This is a genomic window from Blastococcus jejuensis, from assembly GCF_039534705.1.
In the GTDB taxonomy this organism is placed as follows: domain Bacteria; phylum Actinomycetota; class Actinomycetes; order Mycobacteriales; family Geodermatophilaceae; genus Blastococcus_B; species Blastococcus_B jejuensis.
The window spans coordinates 525,068-542,296 of the sequence record NZ_BAAAVV010000002.1; the positions used below are offsets into that span (position 1 = coordinate 525,068).

General features: G+C 75.4%; 16 protein-coding genes. 5 read left to right on the forward strand and 11 right to left on the reverse strand.

Going from position 1 to position 17,229, the window contains the following annotated elements:
* Positions 1 to 92 precede the first annotated feature (92 nt).
* From trxA to ABD644_RS06220, 3 genes are read left to right on the forward strand one after another with little or no spacing between them, the layout of a single operon-like run.
* On the forward strand, positions 93 to 455 hold the full coding sequence (trxA, locus tag ABD644_RS06210; protein WP_344687795.1) for a thioredoxin: 363 nt from the start codon (positions 93 to 95) through the stop codon (positions 453 to 455).
* 17 nt (positions 456 to 472) lie between these two features.
* Positions 473 to 730, forward strand: a complete 258-nt coding sequence (locus ABD644_RS06215) for an SHOCT domain-containing protein (protein ID WP_344687796.1) — start codon at positions 473 to 475, stop codon at positions 728 to 730.
* Positions 730 to 2,199 carry a multicopper oxidase family protein gene (locus ABD644_RS06220; RefSeq protein WP_344687797.1) on the forward strand — a complete coding sequence of 490 codons (1,470 nt, stop codon included), beginning with the start codon at positions 730 to 732 and terminating at the stop codon, positions 2,197 to 2,199. The genes ABD644_RS06215 and ABD644_RS06220 overlap by 1 nt, the downstream gene beginning before the upstream one ends.
* A 17-nt stretch (positions 2,200 to 2,216) precedes the next feature.
* On the opposite strand, the gene ABD644_RS06225 is transcribed toward ABD644_RS06220, so the two are convergent.
* The gene (locus tag ABD644_RS06225; RefSeq protein ID WP_344687798.1) at positions 2,217 to 4,625 is read right to left on the reverse strand and encodes a glycoside hydrolase family 65 protein; all 2,409 of its coding nucleotides are present in this window, start codon (positions 4,623 to 4,625) and stop codon (positions 2,217 to 2,219) included.
* A gap of 155 nt (positions 4,626 to 4,780) precedes the next feature.
* Between ABD644_RS06225 and ABD644_RS06230 the strand changes: the two genes are divergently transcribed.
* Positions 4,781 to 5,821: an alcohol dehydrogenase catalytic domain-containing protein gene (locus ABD644_RS06230; RefSeq protein ID WP_344687799.1), complete on the forward strand. Its 1,041-nt coding sequence runs from the start codon at positions 4,781 to 4,783 to the stop codon at positions 5,819 to 5,821.
* A gap of 36 nt (positions 5,822 to 5,857) precedes the next feature.
* Here the strand turns inward: ABD644_RS06230 and ABD644_RS06235 are convergent, their stop codons facing one another.
* From ABD644_RS06235 to ABD644_RS06260, 6 genes are all read right to left on the reverse strand, one after another.
* Positions 5,858 to 6,247, reverse strand: a complete 390-nt coding sequence (locus ABD644_RS06235; RefSeq protein ID WP_344687800.1) for a DUF5655 domain-containing protein — start codon at positions 6,245 to 6,247, stop codon at positions 5,858 to 5,860.
* Complete coding sequence (locus tag ABD644_RS06240; RefSeq protein WP_344687801.1) at positions 6,244 to 7,194, reverse strand: hypothetical protein; 951 nt, start codon at positions 7,192 to 7,194, stop codon at positions 6,244 to 6,246. Before ABD644_RS06240 ends, ABD644_RS06235 begins: the two co-directional genes overlap by 4 nt.
* Positions 7,191 to 7,382, reverse strand: coding sequence for a hypothetical protein (locus ABD644_RS06245; protein ID WP_344687802.1), 192 nt, complete (start codon positions 7,380 to 7,382; stop codon positions 7,191 to 7,193). Before ABD644_RS06245 ends, ABD644_RS06240 begins: the two co-directional genes overlap by 4 nt.
* A 114-nt stretch (positions 7,383 to 7,496) precedes the next feature.
* Positions 7,497 to 8,891, reverse strand: coding sequence for a WS/DGAT/MGAT family O-acyltransferase (locus tag ABD644_RS06250; protein WP_344687803.1), 1,395 nt, complete (start codon positions 8,889 to 8,891; stop codon positions 7,497 to 7,499).
* Positions 8,892 to 8,896: 5 nt separating this feature from the next.
* Positions 8,897 to 10,414 carry a long-chain-fatty-acid--CoA ligase gene (locus ABD644_RS06255; RefSeq protein ID WP_344687805.1) on the reverse strand — a complete coding sequence of 506 codons (1,518 nt, stop codon included), beginning with the start codon at positions 10,412 to 10,414 and terminating at the stop codon, positions 8,897 to 8,899.
* Between the two features lie 88 nt (positions 10,415 to 10,502).
* Positions 10,503 to 10,772, reverse strand: a complete 270-nt coding sequence (locus ABD644_RS06260) for a DUF1876 domain-containing protein (protein ID WP_344687806.1) — start codon at positions 10,770 to 10,772, stop codon at positions 10,503 to 10,505.
* A 131-nt stretch (positions 10,773 to 10,903) separates the two neighbouring features.
* On the opposite strand from ABD644_RS06260, the gene ABD644_RS06265 reads away from it, so the two are divergent.
* The gene (locus tag ABD644_RS06265) at positions 10,904 to 13,555 is read left to right on the forward strand and encodes a GNAT family N-acetyltransferase (protein WP_344687807.1); all 2,652 of its coding nucleotides are present in this window, start codon (positions 10,904 to 10,906) and stop codon (positions 13,553 to 13,555) included.
* Here ABD644_RS06265 and ABD644_RS06270 read toward each other — a convergent pair.
* The 4 genes from ABD644_RS06270 to ABD644_RS06285 form a co-directional block, all read right to left on the reverse strand.
* A complete protein-coding gene (locus tag ABD644_RS06270; RefSeq protein ID WP_344687808.1) occupies positions 13,530 to 14,453 on the reverse strand; it encodes a universal stress protein in 924 nt (307 codons plus the stop codon). The two genes, ABD644_RS06265 and ABD644_RS06270, sit on opposite strands and share 26 nt — an antisense overlap.
* Before the next feature lie 16 nt (positions 14,454 to 14,469).
* Positions 14,470 to 15,519 (reverse strand): NAD(P)-dependent alcohol dehydrogenase, encoded by a 1,050-nt coding sequence (locus ABD644_RS06275; protein WP_344687809.1) that lies wholly within the window; start codon positions 15,517 to 15,519, stop codon positions 14,470 to 14,472.
* A 61-nt stretch (positions 15,520 to 15,580) separates the two neighbouring features.
* Entirely contained in the window at positions 15,581 to 16,579 is a 999-nt protein-coding gene (locus ABD644_RS06280; protein WP_344687810.1) for an Acg family FMN-binding oxidoreductase, read from the reverse strand.
* Between the two features lie 16 nt (positions 16,580 to 16,595).
* Positions 16,596 to 17,135, reverse strand: a complete 540-nt coding sequence (locus ABD644_RS06285) for a flavodoxin domain-containing protein (protein ID WP_344687811.1) — start codon at positions 17,133 to 17,135, stop codon at positions 16,596 to 16,598.
* Positions 17,136 to 17,229 lie beyond the last annotated feature (94 nt).

Genomic DNA, 17,229 nt, shown 5'->3' on the forward strand with positions numbered 1-17,229 from the left:
GCGGGGGCACGCTCGGGAACATGCGGCGCCCTGGCGACATTAGATACCCCCGGGGGCATACACTCGGTGTGCCTGTCGAGGAGGAGAGCGCGATGAGCACCAGGGCACTGACCAAGGACGACTTCCAGGACGTCGTCACCGGCGAGGGCATCGTCCTCGTGGACTTCTGGGCCGCCTGGTGCGGCCCCTGCCGGATGTTCGCGCCGGTGTTCGAGGCCGCGTCGGAGCGGCACCCCGACGTCGTCTTCGGCAAGGTCGACACCGAGGCGCAGCCCGAGCTGTCCGCCGCGGCGGGCATCCGCTCCATCCCGACGCTCATGGTCTTCCGCGACGGCGTGCTGGTGTTCTCGCAGCCCGGCGCGGTGCCCGACGACGCGCTCGACCAGGTGATCGCGGCCGTGCGGGGGCTGGACATGGACGCCGTCCGCGCCGAGCTGGAAGCCGCTCCGCGGTGATGGACTACGGCGGGGGCATGGGGGGCTGGGGCTGGCTCTTCGGTGCGCTGGTCCTCGTCGGCGTCGTACTGCTCGTCGTCGTGGCCGTGCGGCTCCTCGGCGGCGGGAGCGGCGGTGGAGCCGGCGGTGTAGCCGGCGGTGGGGCCCCCGGCCCCGCCCCGCGGGAGGATCCCCGAGCGCGGGCCCGAGCCCTGCTCGACGAGCGGTATGCCCGCGGCGAGATCGACACCGACGAGTACCGCGAGCGCCGTCAGGCGCTGGACGAGGGCAGCTAGTGCGCCCGCTCTCCCGGCGGGCGGCGCTGCAACTGGGAGGCGCGGGCCTGCTCAGCGTCCTGGTCGGCGGCGCCGGCCTCACGTGGCAGCTGACCTCCGGCCCGGGGGCGTCGATCGCCGGCGGGGGAGAGCGGCTCGCGGAGCCCGCCACGCTGCGCAGCGCGGACGGCCTGCTCGAGGTCGAGCTCACCGCGGCCCGGGGGAGCGTGCCGGTCGCCGGCCGGCAGGCGACCGTGCTGGCGTACTCGGGAGGGCTGCCCGGCCCGACGCTCCGGCTCCGGCCCGGTGACGTGCTGCGCGTCCGGCTCGTCAACGAGCTCGCCGAGCCCACCAACCTGCACGTCCACGGACTGGTGGTCTCGCCGCGCGCGCCCGGGGACGACGTCTTCGTCTCCGTCGGCCCCGGCGAGACCTACGACTACGAGTACCACCTGCCCGACGACCACCCCCCGGGCGTGTACTGGTACCACCCGCACGTCCACCACGCCGTCGCCGACCAGGTGTTCGGCGGGCTGTACGGCGCGATCCTCGTCGAGGAGCCCGAGCCGCTGCCGGTCAGCCGCGAGCGGGTGCTCGTGGTCTCCGACATCACGCTCGACGCCGCCGGCCGGGTGGCCGGCGTGTCGGCGGCCGACCGGATGGCCGGGCGCGAGGGGGAACTCGTGCTGGTCGACGGCGCGCTGCGGCCCGCGCTCACCGCCCGGCCCGGGGAGCGGGAGCGGTGGCGGATCGTCAACGCCTGCACGTCCCGCTACCTCCGGCTGCGCCTCGACGGCCAGCGCCTGGACCTCCTCGGCGTCGACTCGGGCCGGTTCGCGTCGCCGCGCGAGATCGAGGAGTTCGTCCTCGCCCCCGGCAACCGCGCCGACCTCCTGGTGACGGCGGCGGAAGGGACGAGCACCCTCGAGGCCGGCGCCGTCGACCGCGGCGGCATGGCCGGCATGGGCGGCATGGGGGCGCCCGGCACCGGCGCAGCCGCCGGCACGCTGCTGACGTTCGACGTCAGCGGATCGCCCGTTCTCGAGCTGCCGGCCCTGCCGGCGCAGCCGAGCCCGCGGGACCTCCGGACGGCCACTCCCGACCGGGCACGCCGGGTCGCCTTCGGGATGGGCATGGGCGGCGGGATGGGTGGCGGCATGGGCGGGATGAGCTTCGTCATCGACGGCCGCACGTTCGACCCGGCGCGCACCGACCAGGTCGTGGCAGCGGGCGCGGTGGAGGAGTGGACCATCACCAACGCGACGCCGATGAACCACCCCCTGCACCTGCACGTCTGGCCGATGCAGGTGGTCGCCCGCGACGGGAGACCGGTCGACGGCGTGGAGTGGCAGGACGTCGTCGACGTCCCCGCCCGGGGCGAGGTGACCGTCCGGATCGCGTTCGACCGGCACACCGGCCGGACGGTCTACCACTGCCACATCCTCGACCACGAGGACCTCGGCATGATGGGCGTGATCGAGGTCGCCTGACCGGGCCCGCCAGCGTGCTATCCGTGCCTGCGCTGCAGGGGGATCTCCAGGCTGCCCCGCGGGTCGAGCCGGTACTCGGCCTCCCGGATCCGCACCGGCAGGACCGCGGCGCGCTGCCGGCTCCCGCCGACCGTCAGCCGATCGTGGTTGATCGTCACCTCCACCTCCGGGTGGTGCCGGTAGCGGATGCGGAACCGCATGCTCGCCAGGAGGTCGGGCAGGTACGGGTCGAGCCACAGCGCGTCCTTGCGCGTCTCCAGGCCGGTGAACCCCCGCTGCAGCAGGTCGATCGTGCCGGCCATGGCGCCCAGGTGGATGCCCTCGCCGGTCGTGCCGCCCTGCACGTCGGCGATGTCGCTGTCGAGCGCGTCGAGGAAGTAGCCCCACGCCTTGTCCCGGTTGCTGCGGGCCAGCACCCAGGAGTGCACGACCTTCGACAGCGTCGACCCGTGGCAGGTCCGGTCGAGGTAGTAGCCGATCGTGCGCGGGATCGACTCCGGGTCGTGCCGGTAGTCGAGCCGGTCGAGGACGGCGTAGAGCTCGTCGGCCGTGAGGAGCTGGAACAGCATGAGCACGTCGGCCTGCTTGGAGACCTTGTACCGGTTGGTGCTGTCGCCCTCGGCCTCGAGGATGCGGTCGAGCCGGCTGATGTCGCCGTACCGGTCGCGGTAGCCCGCCCAGTCGAACTCCTCGAGGTCCTCGTAGCCGCGGAACTGGCTGAGGATGCCGTCGCCGTGCCAGCACAGCCGCAGCTTCCGGCTGACGTGCCCCCAGCGCTCCAGGTCGAGCTGGCCGAGGTCCAGGAGATCCATCAGCTCGTGCCGGCGCTGCTCGGTCAGGATGTCGAGGCAGTCCAGGGCCCGGCCGAGCGTCCACGCGGCCAGCACGTTGGTGTAGGCGTTGTCGTCGAGCCCGGGCTCCTCCCGGCCGGGCAGCGCGTCGTGGTACTCGTCGGGCCCCATGACCCCGCAGATGTCGTAGCGGTCGTCGGCCGGGTCGTAGGTGGCCAGGTCGGCGAAGAAGGTGGCGACGTCGAGGATGACCTCGGCCCCGTACTGGGCGAGGAACCCGACGTCGCCGGTGGCCTCGTAGTACCGCCAGGTGTTGTAGGCGACCGCGAGCCCGATGTGCCGCTGCCGCGCCGAGTTGTCCGGCAGCCAGCGCCCGGACTTCGGGTTGAGGTGCCGGGTCTGCGACTCCTCCCGGCCGCTGGCCCCGCTCTGCCAGGGGAACATCGCGCCGCGGCGCCCGATGGCCCGGGCGGCCGCCCGCGCCTGGGGCAACCGCCGCCAGCGGTACAGCAGCATCGCCCGCGCGACCTCGGGCAGACGGAGGTTGTAGAACGGCAGCACGAACATCTCGTCCCAGAACACGTGCCCGCGGTAGGCCTCGCCGTGCAGCCCCCGGGCCGGGATGCCGACGTCGAGGTCGATGCTGTGGTGGGAGATCGTCTGCAGCAGGTGGAACACGTGCAGCCGCAGCGTGACCGAGGCGCGGCCCTGAGGGTCCATCTGGACGTCGCACCGGCGCCAGAGATAGCTCCAGGTCAGCTCGTGCCGGGCCAGCACGGTGTCGAAGTCCCCGGCGCGGGCGATCTCGTCGACGGCCGCCTCCCCGGGCTCGCCGATCCCGCGGTCGCGCGAGGTGCACAGGCCGATCAGTTTCTGCACGGTCGCCACCTGGCCCGCAGCGAGATCGACGGTGAGGTCGACCGCGACGAAGCCGGGCTCGTCCACGCGGGCGGCCGGGACGTCCACCGGCGCGCCGTCGACCAGCACCCGCTGCCGGGCGGCCAGGGCGATCCGCATCCTCGACTGGCTGGTCTCGGTGACCAGCGTCAGGACGCCGTCGTCGCCCAGGCCGGTCTCCGCCGGCAGGAGGTGCCGGCCGCTGAGCCCGCGGTAGCGGGCGACCCCGCAGTTGGTCACCCGGCCGTCGAGTCCGGACCGGACGGTGACCGGGCCGGACCAGTTGACCGCCTCGATCGTGCAGTCCAGCGCGGCCAGGCACGGGGCGGCCATCGACACCAGCCGCCGCTGGCCGACCTTGGTCCGGCGTCCCTGCCCGTCCTCCACGACGAACCGGCGGGTGAGCACGCCGCGCCGCAGGTCGAGCTCCTGGACGTAATCGCAGACGGTGAGCGCCGAGAGGTCCAGCCAGTCGCCGCCGTCGAGGCGGAACGTCAGGGACTGCCAGTCGGGCAGGTTGACGATGCTCTCGTTCTCGATCCGGTGCCCGTCGATCTCGTCGACGAGGCGGTTCACCACGCCGGCGACGTAAGTGCCGGGGTAGTGGACGCCGTCGGCGCGGGACTCGGGCGCCGCGGCCCGGGTGACGAAGCGCCCGTTGCCGAGGGCGCAGAGCGCCTCCCGGAGCTGCTCCTGCGCCGGGTCGAACCCGTCGTAGCGCAGCAGCCACCGCGTCATCGGCCCTCCCGTTCAGCAGCCCTGGTCGGCTGCTCGATCGTGGCGCCGGGCCCGCGGGGCGGGAACGGACCTTGGACCCGCACGACCCGGCCGATGGGTGGTGTCCGGGAGCGCGCGGGGCAGGTGGACTCGGGCTTCCGACATGGAGGCGAGCGATGAAGGCACTGGTGTTCCACGGTCCCGGCAAGCGGTCCTGGGACGAGGTCCCCGATCCCCGGGTCGCCGATCCGGAGGACGCCGTCGTGCAGGTGGATGCCTTCACGATCTGTGGCACCGACCTGCACATCCTGCGCGGCGACGTACCGGAGGTCCCCGTCGGGACGGTGCTCGGGCACGAAGCCGTCGGCACCGTGCTCGAGGTCGGGCCGGGGGTGCGCACGGTGCGGCCGGGGGACCGGGTGCTGATGTCGTGCATCAGCTCCTGCGGACGCTGCCGGTTCTGCCGCGAGGGCCGCTACGGCCAGTGCCAGGGCGGGGGCGGCTGGGTGCTCGGTCACACCATCGACGGCGTCCAGGCCGAGGCGGTCCGCATCCCCTTCGCAGACGGGTCGGTGCACCGGTTGCCGGCCGAGGTGCCGGACGAGGCGGCGTTGATGCTCGCCGACATCCTGCCCACGTCCTACGAGGTCGGGGCGCTGAACGGCGCCGTCCGCCCCGGCGACACCGTGGTCATCATCGGTGCCGGGCCCATCGGACTGGCCGCGATCCTGAGCGCCGGCCTGTACAGCCCGCTGACGACCGTCGTGGTCGACCCCGTGCCGGGCCGACGGGACGCAGCCGCGGCCCTCGGGGCCGACCTCGTGCTCTCCCCGGACGACGACGTGGCGGCTGCCGTGCGCGAGCGGACCGGCGGGCTCGGCGCCGACGTGACGATCGAGGCCGTCGGCGTCCCGGACAGCTTCGACCTGGCGGTCTCCCTGGTCCGCCCCGGCGGCCGCGTGGCCAACGTCGGCGTCCACGGGAAGCCGACGACGCTGCACCTCGAGGAGCTGTGGATCAAGGACGTCACCATCACCACCGGCCTGGTCGACACGACCTCGACGCCGATGCTGCTGCGCATGCTCGCCGCCGGACGGATCGACGTCAGCCGGCTGGTGACGCACCGTTTCGGCTTCGACCAGGTGCCCGAGGCCTACGAGGTGTTCGACGACCCGAAGGGGTCCGGGGCGCTCAAGGTCGCCGTCCTCCGCCGCTGACGCGGACGGGGCGGCCGGCGCGGGGTGGGTGGTTGCTCAGCCCGCCCGTTCGGCGGCCTCGCGCAGCCAGCCGTCGACCTCGTCGTCGACCTCGGCCACCCGCCGGATCTCCAGGTGGTGGATCCAGTGCGCCGACGCGGGGTGCGCGACCTCCTTCCACCGGGGCGAGCGATCGCGTCGGCCGAGCGCGACCGACAGCACCACCTCGGCGGTCGGACGGGCCAGGTACCGGCCCGGGAGCCACAACCAGGCCAGCCCGCGGCGGCGCCGGAACGCCACCTGGCTCCTCGACACCCGCACCGCGCTGTCCGGCCACGTGGCGAGCACCGGCCAGACACGGTCGAAGACCTGCTCGCCGAGCGGATGGCCGGCGAAGAACTCCGCGACCAGGCCTCGATCGACGCGGCCGCCCGGCGGAGCGCTCACCCGCCGGCCCCGACCCGCAGCGCGTTGAGCGTCACCATCTGGTCGGGGACGGTGCCCCAGTCCAGGACCTCACCGCCGGAGACCGACGGCCCCGGGGGATGCCACCAGCGCCGCGCCGCCCGCCAGCCGCCGTCGGCGCGGCGGCGCCCGCGCAGCAGGTCCCGCGCCCGGGCGGTGCGGGGGTCGTGACCGTGCCCGGCCCGGTGCAGGACGAGCAGGGCCTGCAGGAGGTCGTAGTGCCAGTACGGCGGGTAGTGGGGCACCGCCATCGAGGGGTCGATCGGCCGGCCGGTGCGACGGGAGAACAGCACCTCACGACCCAGCAGCACCTCCGCCGCGCGACCGGCCGCCGCGCGCGCCCGGGGGTCGCCGGTGGCCGCCGCGTACTCGTGGAGGCCCCACAGGGCCGGCAGCGTCTCGTGGACCGACGAGTGCTCCGCCACGGGACGGGGATCGCAGTTCCAGCCGCCGTCGGGCCACTGCCAACCGGCGAGGTGCGCGGCCAGCGCCGCGGCGCGGTCGTCGCCGGCGAGGCCCAGCCGGCAGGCGACGGCGAGCGCGTTGCCCTCCTGCGACGCGCAGCGGCGGGCTCGACCGTCGACGACCGGCACGGCGGCCAGCCGGCGTGGCTGGGCCCAGTGGTCGAGCAACTGGTCGCAGGCGGCGACGCCGACCGGGTGCCCGGGCGGCAGGCCGAGCTCCACCAACGAGACCAGCCGCCAGTGGGCGCCGCGCCACTTGGCGTAGGGGGACCGCGTGGAGGCCGGTTCCAGGAGGCCGTCGAGCAGTGCCCGGACGACCGGACTGGCCAGTGCGGCCTCAGGGGGGACGGCCTCGTGCAGGAGGTCGCGGTGCGCCAGCGCGCGCACGGCCGGGTCGGCGGACGGGCCCAGGAGCGCCGGCAGAACCGCCTCCTGCTGCCGTGCCCGGTCCGCCGTCGACGTCATGCCCGGCTGCTGCTCAGGTCGTTCCACATGTCCAGGACGACGTCGACGCGGTCCCAGCAGGCCCGCAGCCGCGCGCGGCCCGCCGCGTCGTCCCTCCTCAGCAGCGCCCGCTCGGCCTCCAGGAGGTCGCGGCAGGCCACCTCGAAGTCGAGATGGAGGGATTCGCTGATGGTGTCGGCGGCGCTCATGATCGGCTCCAGGGGTCTCCGGATGCCGCGATCCTCGCGCTCCGGCGCCCCGCTGGACAGGGGGAGAAGGGCTCCGCCGAGCAGGGCCGCCGGTCGCCTGTGGCAACCGCGGCCTCAGACGTGCGCGCGCTGGGCCGCGCGGACGAGTTCGGCCAGCCCGTCCTGGATTCCCTCCGCCAGGGTCGCCACGTCGGCGGCGCCCGACCAGTCGCCGGTGACGCCGAAGGTCACCTGCCCGCAGTAGCTGAAGATCGAGACCCCGGTGCGCAGCCGGGAGGCGATCGGCACGAACGGGATCACCTCCTCCAGCTTCCGGCCGAAGGCGTACAGCGGCTCCCGCGGACCGGGCACGTTGGTGGTGACGGTGACGATCGTGCGCTGCGGCAGGTGCCAGCCGGCGCGCACGGGGGAGGCCACCGCGGGGAACCAGCCGTAGCCGGCCGCCTCCACGACCGTGGCGCCCGCCTCGGCCTCGTGCTCGCCCTTGCGCAGTTCGACCTCGCGCCGGACGGCGGCCAGCCGCTCGACGGGGTCGGCCAGGTGCACCGGCAGGTCCCCCAGCAGCAGCGACACCTCGTTGCCCCGCACGCTCTCGGTGCCCGGCGGCCGCACAGACACCGGGATCAGCGTGCGGACCACGTGCGCGCCCGGGGTCTCCCCGCGCTCCTGGAGCAGGCGCCGGAAGCCTGCGGTGACGGCGGCGAGGACGACGTCGTTGAACGTGCCGCCGAGCGCCGCCCGGACGGTGCCGATGTCGGCGACGGTGCCCCGCGAGAAGGCGAAGCGACGCTGCCCCGTGATGGGTCCCGACAGCGACGACCGGGCGGCCGGCCACAGCGCGCCGGCGAGGGCGCCGAGGCCGCGCACCGTCGCGCCGGCGCGGCGCGCGAGCGCCGCAGGGTCGCGCACCAGGCCGGCCAGCGCCCGGGCCTGCGCCAGGGGGAGGCGGACGAGGTCGGTCGCCGACGCGGCCGCGAGCCCGAGGTTCGAGGGCTCCCGGGCGGCGCGCCAGTCGTCGTCGACGGGCGGTCGCTGCTCGGGCGTCGGGTCGAGGACGACGTTGTAGAGGTCGGTCCCGGAGATCCCGTCGACCATGCAGTGGTGGACCTTGGAGATCCACGCCCACCGGCCGTTCGCGAGCCCCTCGACCACGTAGTACTCCCACAGCGGGCGGCTGCGGTCCAGACGCGTGGACATGACCCGGCCCATCAGCGCCGCGAGCTCCTCGTCACCGCCCGGCGCCGGGAGCGCGGTCCGGCGCAGGTGGTACTCCAGGTCGAACTCGGGGTCGTCCACCCAGACCGGTGGGCCGAGGTCCAGCGGCACCTCGCGGGCCTTCTGCCGGTACCGCGGGATGAGCGCCAGCCGGCCGGCGATCAGCGTGGTGAACTCCTCCGGCGTCGGCGGGGGGCCCTCGAACACCGCGATCGAGGCGATGGCCAGGGAGATCCCCGGCTCCTCGTCCTCGGCCTGGAGGAAGGCGGCGTCCAGCGGGGTCATGCGGTCCATGCCGGTCACAGCTCCCGCTTGAGAATCTTCCCGGTGGCGTTCATCGGGAGGTGGTCCCGGAACTCGACCGAGCGCGGGTACTTGTAGGAGGCGACCCGCTCGCGCACGTACTCGACCAGCTCGGCCTCGGTCGCCTGCTTGCCGGGCCGCAGCGCCACCACGGCCTTCACCTCCTGGCCCAGCCGGTCGTCGGGCACGCCGACCACGGCGGCCTCGGCCACGGCCGGGTGCGTGTAGAGCACGTCCTCGACCTCCCGCGGGTAGACGTTGTAGCCGCCGCGGATGATGAGGTCCTTCTGGCGGTCCACGACGAAGAAGAAGCCGTCCTCGTCGACGTAGCCGAGGTCGCCGGTGTGGAACCAGCCGCCGGCCATCGCCTCCGCGGTCGCCTCCGGGTGCCCGTGGTAGCCGCGCATCACGTTGACGCCGCGCACCACCAGTTCCCCGACGTGCTCCCGCCCGGGCGGCAGGACCTGGCCCTGCACGTCCCGGATCTGCACCTCGACGCCGTAGATCGGCTTGCCGACGCTGTAGATCCGCCGCTCCTCGGCGCTGACGTTGAACGTCGTCGTCGAGGCGGTCTCCGACAGGCCGTACCCCTCGAGGATCACGATGCCGAAGCGGCGCTCGAACTCGTCGATCACCTCGCCGGGGATCGGGGCCCCGCCCGACACGCCGACCCGCATCGACGAGACGTCGAAGCGGTCGAGATCGGGGTGGTTGAGCAGGGCGATGAACATCGTCGGCACGCCCTCGAACACCGTCACCCGGTCGCGCGCGATCGTCTCGAGCACCGTTCCCGCCTCGAAGCGCGGCACCAGGGTCATGGTCGCGGCGAAGCGCACGCAGAGGTTCAGGATGCTGGAGAGCCCGAAGACGTGGAACAGCGGCAGCACGGTGAGGACGACGTCGTCGTCGCGGATGCCGAAGAGCCGCCCGGGGGTGTCGGCGTTCATGAACAGCTGGAAGTGGCTGAGCTCGGCGCCCTTGGGGCGGCCCGTCGTGCCGGCGGTGTAGACGATGACGGCGGTGTCGCCCGGGTCGGCCTGGTGCAGCGGCGGGGGGCCGGACGGGGCGGCCGCCAGCAGCTGCTCGAACGGCCGGCCCACGCCGACGTGCGGGACGCCGGGGGTGTCCAGCACGAACAGCTCGGTGATGCCCGCGTCGGCGGCGCCCTTCGCCGCCTCCTCGGCGGCGCCGGCCCAGGTGACGAGCAGCCGGGCGCCGGCGTCGGCGAGGACGTAGCCTGCCTCGCCGGCCTTGAAGAGCACGTTCATCGGCACGACGACGCAGCCGGCCTTGAGGATGCCGAAGTAGGCGATGACGAACTGCGGCACGTTCGGCAGCTGCAGGCCGACCGCGTCACCGGGCTGCATCCCGCGGGCGAGCAGGCCGGTCGCGAAGCGGTCGGAGAGCACGTCCAGCTCGGCGTAGGAGACGCTCGTGCCGCCGATCATCACGGCAGGCTTCTGCGGATGGCTGCGGGCGGACTCGCGCAGGATGACGGCCAGGTTCAGGGACACAGGAACTCCAACGGCGGGGCGGGCAGGGACGAACGGGCGGGTGAGCGCAGCGGGGCGCCGGCTCGGAGGACCGGCTCGGAGGACCGGCTCAGAGGACGAGGTGCGCCGGCTCGCCGCTGGCCTGCTCGACGTCGTCGGTGGCCACGCCGAGCAGCCGCCGGCTCAGGTCGGCCAGGGCGCGGGCGACCGCGATCTCGTCGCCGATCTCGGGGACGTCGCGGTCGGCGGGATTGAGGCGGGCGAAGCCGGTGCCGACGAGCGAATCGGTGTCGCGGGCGTGCAGCCGGGCGACGGCGCGCGTGTGCCCGTCGTGCTCGCCGATGTCGATGGTCACGGTCCACTGCGATGTCGCGTCCATGGGAACCCCCTCGGTCGGTCGGACGACCGACCATGGCGCGCCGGGACGGTGGCGCGCACCCGTCGAAGGCCGCACCGGCGCGGGACCTCGGTCCCTGCTCGACGGGCCGGGGGGACGGCGAGGGTGTGCGGATGAGCGACAGCGCCGCCGGGCGGGCGACCCGCGTCCTCCTCTCCGACGGGCAGCCGGCCCTGGTCGCGGCGCTCGGGCCCGACGACGTCGACGAGCTCACCGGCCTGTTCGAGCGCCTGTCCGACCGCGACCGGTACTTCCGCTTCCAGTCGATGCACCCGTCGCGGCTCCGGGAGTACGTCGCCCGGACCCTGGCGGGTGAGCACGGCGAGGTCACGCTCGGCGCCCGTGTCCGCGGGGAGCTGGTCGGGGCGGTGACCCTCGTGCCGCTGGGGGGCGACGTCGGGGAGGTGTCGGCGGCCGTCGACTCGGACTGGCACCACCACGGGGTGGGCACGGTGCTGCTCGAGGAGCTCGCCCTGCTCGCCGTCCGCGCCGGCGTCCTGCGGCTGGTCGCCGAGATGCTGGCCGAGAACCGCGCCATGGTGCGGGTGCTCTCGGACCTGGGGCTGCCGGTCCAGTTGCACCGCGACTCGTCGAGCGTGCGGATCGAGGTGACCCTGCACGGCGACGAGCGCTACGCCGCCTCGGCGGAGGACCGCCGCCGCCGGGCCGCGGCCGCCAGCCTCCGGCCGGTGCTGCGGCCGGAGACCGTCGTCGTCATCGGCGCCGGCCGGGCCGAGACCTCGATCGGCCGGGCGGTGCTGCGCAGCCTGGCGACGGCGGGCTTCGACGGCGCGGTCATGGCCGTCAACCCGAACGCGCAGCAGATCGAGGGCGTGCCGTGCTGGCCGTCGGTCGCCGACCTGCCCAGCACGATCGACCTCGCCGTCGTGACCGTGCCGGCCGAGTCGGTCTCCGCCGTCGTCGAGGAGTGCGGGAAGCACGGGGTGCGCGCCGTTCTGCTCATCACCGCCGGCCTCGGCCGGGTACCCGACCTGCCCGCCCGGGTGCGGGAACTGGCCGACCGGTACGGGATGCGCGTGGTCGGCCCCAACACCGTCGGCGTCGTGGGCCCGGGGGATCGCGGACGCCTCGACACCACGTTCACCGCGGAGGTGGCGCCGGCGGGCGACATCGGCCTGGTCGCCCAGTCCGGCGGCATCGCGATCGCCACCGTCAGCGCCTGGCGCCGGCTGGGCCTGGGGCTGTCGGCGATGGTCGCGATCGGCGACGCCCTCGACGTGGGTGCCCGGGACGTGTTCGCCTGGTTCGACGAGGACCCCGGCACGGCCCTCGTCGTCCTCTACGCCGAGTCCGAGCCGGACCTGCGCGGCCTGGTCCGCACCGCGGCGCACCTGTCGTCCCGGGTGCCGGTGCTCGCCCTCGAACCGGGCAGCTCCACCGCCGGCCGGCGGGCGGCGGCCTCCCACACCGCCCGCGCGGCCACGCCGCAGGCGCTCCGCCAGGCGGCCTACGCCTCCGGCGGCATCCAGTCGGTCGCCGACCTCACCGGCATGGGCGCCACCATCGGGCTGCTCCGGGGGCAGCCGCTGCCGCCGTCGTCGTCGGTCGCCGTCCTGACCAACGTCGGCGGGGGCGGGGTGCTGGCCGCCGACGCCTGCGTGGCCGAGGGGCTCGCCGTCGACCCGTTCCCCGACGACCTGCGCGACCGGCTCCGCGAGCTGCTGCCACCGCTGGCGACCACGGTCAACCCCGTCGACGGCGGGGCGGCGGTGAGCGCGGAGGACTTCGCCGCGGCGCTCACCTGCCTGCTCGAGCACCCGGCCGTCGGCGCCGTCCTCACCGTCACCGCCCCGACCGCCGTGAGCGACCCGGCGACGGGCGTGGTGGTGGCTGCCGCGGCGGCCGCCGCCCGTGGCTGCCCGACGCCGGTGATCGACGTCGCGCTCGTCCGGCCGACGAGCGTCGAACGGGTGGTGCTGCCCGGCGCGCCGCCTGGCCGGTTCCTCGTCTCGGTCAACGAGCCCGGGACCGCCGCCCGCGCGCTCGCCGTGGCCGCCCGCCGGCGGGCCTGGCTGTCCCGGACCCCCGGTCCGCCGGTCGTCCCCCCGGGCGTCGACGTGCGCGCCGCCCGCGCCGCCGTCACCGCTGCCCTGGCCCGGCAGCCGGCCGGCGGATGGTTGCTGCCGCCGGAGGTGGAGGCGTTGTGCAGCGCCGGGGGGCTGCGCCTCGTCCCGAGCGCGTGGGCGACGACCGCCGCGGAGGCCGCGGCCGCCGCGGCGGGGATCGGGGGCGCGGTGGCGGTGAAGGGCTACGTCAGCGGGGTCGTGCACAAGGGGGACGCCGGACTGCTGCGGCTGCCGGTGGCCGACCCCGCCGAGGTGGGGCGGACGGTCGACGAGTGGGCGGAGCGGGCCGGCACCTCCTGGCTGGGTGTGGTCGTCCAGCCGATGGTGACGCCCGGCGACGAGCTGCTCGTCGGGGCCGTGCGCGACTCCTCCGCCGGACCCGTCGTCGCCGTCGGGCCCGGGGGGCGCGCCACCGACGCCCTCGGCCATCGGGTGCACCGGCTCGCGCCGCTCAGTGCCGCCGACGTCGAGGACCTGCTCGACGGCACGGGCCTGTTCGTCACCGGGCACGGGGCGGCGCTGGACCGGACCGGCATCGGGGACTGCGCGCTGCGGGTGGGCTGGCTGGCCGACGTGCTGCCCGAGGTCGCCGAGATCGACGTCAACCCGCTGGTGGTGACCGAGGCCGGTGCGCTGGCCCTCGACGTGAGGATCAGGATCGGGCCTCCTCGGCCCTGAGGGCGGATCCGGCGCGGTCGCCCGAGGGGATCGGCACGACCAGGACCGGGCAGGTCGCGGTGTGCAGCACCGCGGTGGCCACCGAGCCCAGCCCGTGACCGCCCCGCGGTCGGTGCCCGACCACCAGCAGCTCCGCGGCGAGACCGGCCGCGATCAGCGCGGGCGCCGCCCGGCCCCGCTCGACGACGCGGCGCACCGGGACCTCGGGACGGTGCTCCATCGGTGCGGCCAGGGCGTCGTCGAGCACCGCCTCCTCGCGGGTTCGCGCGCTGTCCTCGTCGACGAACGGGTCGAACAGGAGGTGGGCCGGTCCCGGCACCGTGTGCTGCCAGCAGTGCACGGCCACGACCTCCGTCGACCGGCGCGCCGCCGCCGCGAACGCGGCCTCCAGCACCGACTCGTCACCCGGCTCCCCGTCGACCCCGACGACGACCCCGCTCCGCCCACGGACCGAGGCCCGCGCATCGGCCCGCACCACGAGGACCGGGCACCGGGCGGAGCGGGCGACGCCGGCGGCCACCGCTCCCAGCAGGAGGTCGCCGACCAGCCCGCCGCTGCGCGAGCCCAGGCAGAGCAGCGCGGCGCCCCCGGACTCGGCGAGCAGCACGTCGGTGGCGCGGCCCTCGACGAGGCGGGTGCGCACCGTCAGGCCCGGCGCCGCCTCCCGGGCGGCGTGCGCCGTCGACTCCAGCAGGAGGGAACCCATGCTCCGCACGACCCCGGCCAGGTCCACGCCGCCCGCGTCCTCGGCCGGCGGCAGCTCGCGCCACGGCAGGGCCAGCACGAGGTCCAGCGGTACACCCCGGTCCCGCGCCTCGACCGCACCGAGGCGGGCCGCGGCCAGCGCCTCCGGCGAGCCGTCGACGCCCGCCACGACCGGCGCGTCGGCACCGTCCACGTCCGGTTCCCCCGTCCTACCCGACGGCGTCGGGCACGACGACCGCCCGGCCGCTGACCGTGCCCGCCCGCACCGCGGCGTAGGCCTCGGTCGCGCGGCTCAGCGGCCACGTGGTGGTCTCGGTGACGAGGTCGCCCCGCGCGGCCAGCGCGAGCACGCGGTGCAGCTCGGGCCGGGTGCCCCAGAAGCTGGTCGACACCCGCGCCCCGTAGGGCACCCCCAGGAAGGACACCGGCAGCGAGCCCCCGCCGACTCCGACGACGACGACGTGCCCGTCGCGGGCGACCACCGAGGCCGCTAGCGACAGCGTGGAGTCGATCCCCACGATGTCGAGCACCGCGTCGGCGCCCTGCCCGTCGGTCAGGTCGCGGATCGCCGCGGCGGTGTCCTCGCCGCCGTCGAGGACCACGTCCGCGCCGACCTGCTCGGCCAGCTTCCGGGCCTCGGGCTTCTGGTCGACGGCGACGACGCGCGTGGCCGTCGTCGCGCGCAGGATCTGCACCGCGAGGTGGCCCAGGCCGCCGACGCCGACCACGACCGTGGTCGAGCCGGGGACGAGGAGTTCGCGCACCCGCTCGACGGCGTGGAAGGGGGTCAGCCCCGCGTCGGTGAGCGGCGCGGCCTGCAACGGCGTCAGCGAGCCCGGCAGCGGGACCAGGTGACGCGCCGAGGGGACCAGGAAGTGCTCGGCCATCCCGCCGTCGCGACCCAGCCCCGGATACGCGGCGCCCGGGGGCATCCGGCGGCAGTAGTTCTCCGCCCCGGCGGCGCAGGCGGCGCAGCTGCCGCAGCCCCACGGCCCGTACAGGGCCACGGGTTGCCCGACCTCGAGGCCGGTGACCCCGGCGCCGAGCTCGGCGACCCAGCCGGCGTTCTCGTGGCCGAGGGTGAAGGGCAGCTCCCACGGGAAGATCCCGGCCGGGAACTCGTGCAGCACGTGCATGTCGGAGTGGCAGACCCCCGCGGCTCCGGTGCGCACGAGCACCTCGCCGGGTCCGGGTCGCGGATCGGGCACCTCGCGCAGCTCGGGGTCGGACTGCCAGGCGGTCATCTGGAGGGCGTGCACGGGTTCTCCTCGGGGTTCCGGGTGTCGAGCGGGAGTTGCCTCGCGGCCGCGCGCCTCGCTGTCACGGCCACGGGGTCTCGAACGGATCGATGGTGTCGTCGACCGGCCGCCGACCGGTGGGTGGCACCGGGTCCGCGCTGATCGGTGCCCAGCCCAGGCGCAGCAGGACCTGCGGCTCGCCGTCGCCCCCGAGCACCGCGGCGCGCAGCCCGGCCCGGGTGGTCGGCACCTCGAGCGGCTGGCTGATGGGGTCGGTGGCCAGCCCGATGCGGGTCGCGGTGAGCAGGGCGGCGCTCAGGGCCTCTCCGGCGCGCAGCCGGTCGACCGGTCCGTCGTGCTCGGTGCTCAGCAGGGCCAGCACGGTGCCGTCGGTCTCGTCGCGGCCCAGGTCGATCTGGGGCTGCTCGGCCGCGGCGAAGTGCCGAACGGGCACGGCGCCGTCCGGGGCGGCCGGCACGTTGCCGGCGGGCACGCCCTCGGCCGAGCCGCGCGTCCGTCCGGTCCACGCGGCGACCTCCTGGGCGAGGTCGGGGGTGAGCGCCTGCTCGACGGCGGCGTGCTCGACCAGCCCGGCCACCGACATCCGCTCGGAGTCGCGGGTCAGGAACTGCAGGCGGGCGCCCTCCGCGGCGGCGGCCGCGGCGACGACGGCCAGCAGCTCCGGCGGCACGGGCCAGGCGGAGAACATCCGCCGGTCGCTGCGCCGGGCCTCCACGGCGACGGCGAGCGCCAGGTCGTCGGGCATGGGCCGGGCCGGCGTCAGCTCCACCGCGGCCAGGTGCGCGGGGTGGGCGGGGTCGGGCAGGCGGTGCACGTCGGCCCGCAGGCCGGCCGCCAGCAGCGCGACCCGGAGGTGGTGCAGGGCGGCGCCGCAGCTGAGCAGCAGGTCGCGCCCCTCCGGGTCGGTGCGGGGGAGGGCCCGTGCGGGGTCGGCGAACAGGTGGATCGACGACGCGCCGATCCGCCATCGCCACGGCTGGGAGTTGTGCACCGAGGGAGCCCGGTTGGCCAGCGCGACCGCGGCGCGCGCGGTCGTCACGTCCAGATCGGTGGTGAGCACGGCATCTCCTCGGCAGTCAGGCCGGGTCGGGGGGCGTGGTGGCGCGGGCGCGGAGCACGCCGGCGATCTGCCGGGCCCAGGCCTCGATCGCCGGCCAGTCGCGGCGGTCGCCGGGGCGCCCGCCGACGGCCCGGGCCAGGATGCGGCCCCACAGGGGCAGGCCCGCGGTGACGACGACGCCCGCGAACACCCGGTGGTCGCGGACGTCGAGGTCGGCGGGGAACCCGCGGGCCACCTTCTCGGCCTCCATGCCGACCACGCTGTGCGCGATGCGGCCGGACGGGTTCGTGCCGCCGACGCTGAACACCCAGACCGGGGCGCCGTCGGTGGGCACCCGGCGGAGGAAGTCCAGGGCCGGGGGCAGCCACGCCATGGAGTGCACCGCGCTGCCGACGACGACGGCGTCGAAGCCGTCCGGGTCGAGGTCGGGCCCCACCGGGCGGCAGGTCACCTGTGCCCCGTCCGAGCGGAGCACCTCGGCGATCCGCTCGGCGATGCCGGCGGTCGATCCGGCTGCCGTGGCATACGCGACCAGTACCCGCGGGGTGTCGTCCATGGACTCACCGTGCCGGGCGGCGGGAGCGCCGATGAGGGTCGGACGGCCCCTGGTCGAGGGACCGACGTCGCACCGGTCGTCATCGGGACGAAAG

Bases quoted from the DNA above. Each gene is read 5' to 3' on its own strand.
- ABD644_RS06260 (WP_344687806.1), bottom strand. From the start codon at position 10,772: ATGGACGCGACATCGCAGTGGACCGTGACCATCGACATCGGCGAGCAC.
- trxA (WP_344687795.1), top strand. From the start codon at position 93: ATGAGCACCAGGGCACTGACCAAGGACGACTTCCAGGACGTCGTCACC.
- ABD644_RS06215 (WP_344687796.1), top strand. From the start codon at position 473: ATGGGGGGCTGGGGCTGGCTCTTCGGTGCGCTGGTCCTCGTCGGCGTC.
- ABD644_RS06250 (WP_344687803.1), bottom strand. From the start codon at position 8,891: ATGGACCGCATGACCCCGCTGGACGCCGCCTTCCTCCAGGCCGAGGAC.
- ABD644_RS06245 (WP_344687802.1), bottom strand. From the start codon at position 7,382: ATGAGCGCCGCCGACACCATCAGCGAATCCCTCCATCTCGACTTCGAG.
- ABD644_RS06230 (WP_344687799.1), top strand. From the start codon at position 4,781: ATGAAGGCACTGGTGTTCCACGGTCCCGGCAAGCGGTCCTGGGACGAG.
- ABD644_RS06240 (WP_344687801.1), bottom strand. From the start codon at position 7,194: ATGACGTCGACGGCGGACCGGGCACGGCAGCAGGAGGCGGTTCTGCCG.
- ABD644_RS06285 (WP_344687811.1), bottom strand. From the start codon at position 17,135: ATGGACGACACCCCGCGGGTACTGGTCGCGTATGCCACGGCAGCCGGA.
- ABD644_RS06225 (WP_344687798.1), bottom strand. From the start codon at position 4,625: ATGACGCGGTGGCTGCTGCGCTACGACGGGTTCGACCCGGCGCAGGAG.
- ABD644_RS06265 (WP_344687807.1), top strand. From the start codon at position 10,904: ATGAGCGACAGCGCCGCCGGGCGGGCGACCCGCGTCCTCCTCTCCGAC.